Genomic DNA, 6,093 nt, shown 5'->3' on the forward strand with positions numbered 1-6,093 from the left:
GTTTGCTACTGAGTAGCGGGGACAGGATTTGAACCTGCGACCTCTGGGTTATGAGCCCAGCGAGCTACCGAGCTGCTCCACCCCGCGTCGGTGAACCCAACCTTACGGGACGCCCACGACCAGCGCAAATCCCTTAAGCGGTCAGCTCCTGGTGGAGCGCCTCGCTCAGCCGGGCGGCCCGCTCGGCGACCTCCGCCGGGCCCAGTTCCACAGCCGTCGCACACCAGCGCCGGCCCTCCGACAGCTCCCCCCGCCGCGCCGCGAGCAGCGCGAGCCGCAGCGCGGCGCGGCCGTGGCCGGCACGGGCGGCGCGGGTCCACCACAGCGCCGCCTCCCGCTCGCTGCCCTCGCGGGCGAGGAGCAGACCGAGGTTGAAAGCGCCGTTACGGCTCCCGGCCTCGGCAGCCTCCCGGTACCAGCGGGCCGCCTCCGTCACGTCCCCGCGCGCGGCGGCGAGCATCCCCACCCGCACCTGGGCGCGCCGATGCCCCTGCTGCGCGGCCCGCTCGTACCACTCCTCGCACTCGGTCTTCTCCTCGTCGCGCGGCGCCCCGAGCGCGGGCGGGCCGGGGTCCGGCCGGCGCGCGTCGAGGACGGAGGCGAGCCGGAACGCGGCCTCGGCGCTGCCGCCGCCCGCCGCGCACCGCAGATGCCGCTCGGCGGTCTGCTCGTCGCCGTCGCGCAGGCTGGCGATGCCGACCTGGAGCGCGGCCTCGGTGTGCCCCGCGGCGGCCGCGCGCTCGTACCAGCTCAGCGCCGTACGGTCGTCGGCGCGACCCGCGTAGAGGATGCCGAGGTTGAAGGCGGCATCGACGCTGCCGGCCTCCGCCGCCTTGGAGAACCAGGGCTCGGCGCCGTCCGTGTCCCCGGCCTGCAGGAGGAGCACGGCGAGCGCGTTGGCGGCCTCGCGGTGACCCGCGTAGGCGGCGCGGCGGTACCACTGCTCGGCGTGCTGGACGCGGTCCTGCGCGGCGCAGAGCAGCCCGAGGTTGTACGCCCCGTTCACATCGCCCGCGTCCATGGCGGCGCGGTACCAGCGCTCGGCGGTCTGCTGCTCCCCCCGGGCCGCGTGCAGGGCTCCGAGGGCGTTGGCGGCGTTGCCGTCGCCGTCCTGGGCGGCGCGCAGCCACCACACGGCGGCGCTCTCCTCGTCGCCGGCGTCGCGGAGCAGGAAACCGAGCGCGCAGGCGGCCTTGGCCTCGCCCTCCTTGGCGGAGCTCAGGTACCAGCGGCCGGCCTCCTTGAGCTCGCCGCGCTTCTCCAGGATCGCCCCGAGGTGCAGCGCGGCGCGCCGGTGCCCGCGCGCGGCGGCCTGCCGGAACCACTGCTCGGCCTCGGCGAGTTCGCCGGAGGGCGCGCCGACGGCCCCGGCGTCCCCCTTCGCCGGCTCGCCCTTCGCGGTATCGGCCTGCGCGGTGTCGTGGGCGAGCGCGTCGCGCGCCGAGAGACCGGAGGCGGACGGGCCTCGGGTCACCTCCTGGGCGCGCCGCTCCAGGGCGAGGGCGAGACGGTACGCGGCCTCGCGGTGACCGCGCTCGGCGGCGGCACGCAGCCAGCGCTCGGCGCCGACGTCGCTGCGGTGCTCCAGGAGGTCGGCGAGGGCGTAGGCGCCCAGGGCGTGGCCCTGCTCGGCGGACTGGCGCAGCCAGTACTCGGCGGCGGGCTCGTCGCCGCGCTCGCGGTGGTGACGGCCGAGCGCGTGGGCGGCGGGCGCGGAGCCCGCGACGGCGGCGACCCGCCACCAGCCGGCGGCCTCTTCGGCGTAGCCACGCTGGTGCAGCAGGACACCCAGGTTGTTGGCGGCCGCCCGGTCTCCTTCGGCGGTGGCGCCGCGCAGATACGGCTCCGCGCCGTCCAGGTCCCCCCGGCGCAGCAGCAGCGCGCCGAGCACGCTCATGGACGCGGCGTCGCCGCTTTCGGCGGCACGCCGGTGGCGCGCCTCGGTCTCGGTCTCGTTCTCGGCGGTGGTGTCGACGGCCTCACCGCCGGCCACCACGGCCTCGATGATGTCGTCTGCGGCACTCTTGACATGCCGCTGCACAAACCGCCCTGTCTCCAACAGAGTTGCCCTGTCCCCCATAAATTCCATCGTCGCACCACCCGCAACGCGCGTACACCTGGTATACCGCAGCCAGTGAGGTCACTTCAGCGTTTTGTCGACATGCCCACAGAGAGATAAGTCAAACACGTCTCACCCCAACTCGCCCCATCCCCACCGTGCTTCGACGTCCCCCACCGAGCACGACAAGGGCCCGGATCCTATGGATCCGGGCCCTTGTCTTCAGTAGCGGGGACAGGATTTGAACCTGCGACCTCTGGGTTATGAGCCCAGCGAGCTACCGAGCTGCTCCACCCCGCGTCGTTGTGTCCTAAAGGTATCACGACGCGGAGTGGAGCCCGACCAGACCGGTCAGCCGCTCGGTGGGCTCGGGCTGCTCGACGGTGTCGCCGCCGGCTTCTCGCCCGCCGGCTTCTGGTCGGACGGGTTCAGCTTCGCGCCCGCGTCCGCCGCCCGCTGGAGCGCGTCCTGCAGGGCCTCCTGGGCCTTGCCGTAGGCGGTCCAGTCGCCCTTCTGCAGAGCGGCCTCACCGTCGTCGTACGCCTTCTGCGCGTCGGCGATGGCCTGCTTCAGCGCCGCGTCGTTCGTGCTCGGCGTCGTCGGCGGCTTGGTGCCCGGCTTCTCCGGCTGCTCGGGCGGCGCGGCGCCCTCCACCCCGAAGACCGCGTTGAGCGCCGAGGTGAGGTTGTCCTCGAACACCGTGGTGTCCTTGGTCGTGTCACCGTCCGGCTGGTCCGCGTCCACGTACGACACCGCGACCTTCTTCAGCAGCGGGTAGTGCGCGTTGCGGCCCTGGGCGTACACCGGCTCGACGTACAGGAATCCGCCGTCGAGCGGGACCGTCAGCAGGTTGCCGTACTGGATGTCGGAGTCGGCACCCTTCATGTCGCGCACGAAGGTGGCCACCGACGGGAGGCTGTTGAGCTTGTTCTGCACCTGCTCGGGTCCGGGGACCTCGGAGGTGACTCTCAACAGCCTTATGCGGCCGTAGTCCTTGCTGCCCGCGTCGGCGTCGACCGCCATGAAGCCGCCCAGGTTGGGCCGCCCGTTCGGGGTGAACGTCGTCGTCAGCGAGAACCGCTGCTGCTGGTCCCCGGGCATCTTCATGCTCAGGTAGTACGGCGGGACCGCGTTGCCGTCCTTGTTGGTCGGGTCGTTCGGCACCTGCCAGGCGTCCGAGCCGCTGTAGAACTGCGCCGGGTCCTTCACGTGGTACCGGGTGAGCAGCTCGCGCTGGACCTTGAACATGTCCTGCGGGTACCGCAGGTGCTGCATGAGGTCGGGGCTGATCGACTCACGCGACTGCACGGTGTCCGGGAACGCCTTCATCCACGTCTTGAGGACCGGGTCTTCCTTGTCCCACTGGTACAGCTTGACCGTGCCGTCGTAGGCGTCGACGGTGGCCTTCACCGAGTTGCGGATGTAGTTGACCTGGTTCTGCTGGGCGACCACCGCGCGCTGCTGGTTGCCGACCGTCAGCGCGTCCGCCGTGGACTCGCCCAGCGTGGTGCGCGAGGCGTACGGGTAGCCGTTGGTGGTCGTGTACGCGTCGACGATCCACTGGATCTTGCCGCCGACGACGGCCGGGTAGGCGTCGCCGTCGATGGTCAGCCAGGGTGCGACCGCCTCGACGCGCTCCTTGGGCGTGCGGTTGTAGAGGATCCGCGAGCCCTCGCCGATGGCCCCCGAGTAGAGGATCTGCGGCTCGCTGAACGCGACCGCGTAGGCGGCGCGGTTGAAGGTGTTGGAGAGGTTGACCCCGCTCTTGCCCTCGTAGCTGGTGGTCTTCTCGCCGTTCTCCTCGTAGTCCAGCTCCTTCTGCGGTCCGCCGACGATCGAGTACTGATCCGTCTTCTCGCCGTAGTAGATCCGCTGCTGGTACGGGCCGAGCATCCCCGTGGTCGGCAGGCCGGCCTCGGTGAAGACCGGGGAGCCGTTGGCGTCCGTCTGCGTGCCCGCAGCCATGATCGCGCCGTAGCCGTGGGTGTACGTGAAGTGGTCGTTGATCCAGTTCCGCTTCGGGATGCCCTTGATGTTGAGCTCACGCAGGCCGACGACGGTGTCCTGGCCCTTGTAGCGGTCGACGTCGAGGGTCGTCGGGAACTGGTAGTACTTCCGCTTCTGCTCCAGCTGCTGGAACGTCGGCGAGACGATGTTCGGGTCGATCAGCCGGTAGCTGGCCGCCGTGTCGGAGTTCGCGCGGAGCTGGTCCTTGGCCTTGACCGTGGACTTGCCCGAGTAGTTCTCCGGCTCGGTGCTGTCGATGTCGTACGCCTTGCGCGTGGCATCGATGTTCTTCTGGATGTACGGCGCTTCCTTGGCCTGCTCGTTCGGCTGGACCTGGAACTTCTGCACGATGGCCGGGTACAGGCCGCCGATCAGGATCGCCGACAGGACCATGAGGCCGAAGCCGATCACCGGCAGCTGCCAGGTGCGGCGCCACAGCGTCGCGAAGAACAGCACGGCGCAGATCGCGGCGATGCAGAAGAGGATCGTCTTCGCGGGCAGGTAGGCGTTGGCGTCGACGTAGCGCAGGCCCGTCCAGTTCCCGGCCGCCTTGAAGTCGCTGGACTTCACGGCGAGGCCGTACCGGTCGAGCCAGTACGCCACGGCCTTCAGCGAGACGAAGACGCCGAGGATCACCGACAGGTGGCCCGTCGCGGCGGCGGTGGCGCGGGCACCGGGGCTGGTGACGCGCAGTCCGCCGTACAGGTAGTGCGTCAGCGCGGCGGCGATCAGCGACAGGACGGTGGCGGCGAAGCCGAAGGCCAGGAGGAAGCGGTACCAGGGCAGGTCGAAGGCGTAGAAGGACACGTCCAGCTGGAACTGGGGGTCCTTCTGGCCGAACGGGACCCCGTTGACCCACATCAGCCAGGTCCGCCACTGGCCGGAGGCCGATGCACCGGCGATCAGGCCCACCAGAGCGGTGATCGCGAGGAGCACCCACTTCTTGTAGGGGGCCAGGCCCATCCGGTACCGGTCGAGGCTCTGCTGCTCCAGCGACATCGCGCTCAGCGGCGGCCGCAGTCGGTGCGCCAGCCAGATGTTGAAGCCGACGGCGAGCCCCATGAGGAGACCGAAGACGGCGAACAGGCCGATCTTGGTCCACAGAGTGGTGGTGAACACGGACGAGTACGCGACCGAGCGGTACCAGAGCCAGTCCGTCCAGAACCCGGCGAACATGACGAACGCCATGGCAAGGACGGCCAGCACGCCCAGGGTCATGAGCAGCGTGCGGGCCCGCCGGGACGGCCGGCCGACTCTGATCCTTGGCCCGGACGGGCCCCCGCCGCCTCCGCGGTCCGGCATCTGGAAAGCCAACGTGCGCCCCTCGAGGTTGATGCGTCGATAAGCAGGCTCCGCGATCGTAGAGCCCACTGATGCAACTTACTGAGGCTTTACCTAGTTCCCGTCTTCGGGGGCGAAGGAGGCAGGATATGGGTCATGTCCAACGTTTCCTCCTCCGGCACCCCCATGGCCGCGAGCCCCCTCACCCGCGCGGTCCTCGAGATCGACGAGTACGCCTCCGGTCTCGGCTGGGACCGGCCTGCCCGGCTCTTCGCCCTCGTCGACACCGCCCGACTGCGCGCCAAGGAGCCGGGACTCGCCTCCCAGCTCGGTCTCGAAGGCGCGGAAGCCGCCGCCTTCACCCCCATCGAGCAGGAGGAGCTGCCGAAGGGGAAGGCCCTCGACGAGTTCCTCGGCACGATCGCCTGGCCCGACGCGGTCGCCGGCTGCGCCCTGACGGTCGAGCGCCTGATGCTGCCGCCGTCGGCCGAGGCGTCCGTTCCGGACGGCCTGGACGAGGCCGGTCTGGCGAAGTGGGTGGCCCGGCACCCGGACCGCCAGGAGGTCCGGATGACCGTGGCCGTCCTCCGTGACGGAGCCCGCGAGGCCGCCATCCGGCTGCGCGAGAAGGACTCCCCGAACGAGGTGCTCACCGGCGCGGACCTGGTTCCGGGGCTCGCGGACGCCCTGGCGGCGACGTTCGAGTCCTGACGAGTACGTGAAAGGGGGCGCCCCGGTCGACGACC

3 protein-coding genes and 2 tRNA genes are annotated in these 6,093 nt (G+C 70.7%); 1 reads left to right on the forward strand and 4 read right to left on the reverse strand.

Features of this window, described 5'->3' with window-relative positions; translation table 11 throughout:
* Positions 1–13: 13 nt before the first annotated feature.
* The 4 genes from ACFQ7Q_RS37305 to ACFQ7Q_RS37320 all read right to left on the reverse strand — a co-directional run bounded on the left by ACFQ7Q_RS37305 (position 14) and on the right by ACFQ7Q_RS37320 (position 5,368).
* Positions 14–87 (reverse strand) — tRNA-Met (locus tag ACFQ7Q_RS37305).
* A gap of 46 nt (positions 88–133) precedes the next feature.
* Positions 134–2,089 carry a tetratricopeptide repeat protein gene (locus ACFQ7Q_RS37310; protein ID WP_383563463.1) on the reverse strand — a complete coding sequence of 652 codons (1,956 nt, stop codon included), beginning with the start codon at positions 2,087–2,089 and terminating at the stop codon, positions 134–136.
* Between the two features lie 196 nt (positions 2,090–2,285).
* Positions 2,286–2,359: transfer RNA gene (locus tag ACFQ7Q_RS37315), tRNA-Met, on the reverse strand.
* 51 nt (positions 2,360–2,410) lie between these two features.
* Positions 2,411–5,368: a UPF0182 family protein gene (locus ACFQ7Q_RS37320; RefSeq protein ID WP_383563466.1), complete on the reverse strand. Its 2,958-nt coding sequence runs from the start codon at positions 5,366–5,368 to the stop codon at positions 2,411–2,413.
* A 135-nt stretch (positions 5,369–5,503) separates the two neighbouring features.
* Between ACFQ7Q_RS37320 and ACFQ7Q_RS37325 the strand changes: the two genes are divergently transcribed.
* A complete protein-coding gene (locus ACFQ7Q_RS37325) occupies positions 5,504–6,058 on the forward strand; it encodes a PPA1309 family protein (RefSeq protein ID WP_383563469.1) in 555 nt (184 codons plus the stop codon).
* Positions 6,059–6,093: the final 35 nt, after the last annotated feature.

This window comes from Streptomyces sp. NPDC056527, assembly GCF_042794475.1.
GTDB lineage: Bacteria > Actinomycetota > Actinomycetes > Streptomycetales > Streptomycetaceae > Streptomyces.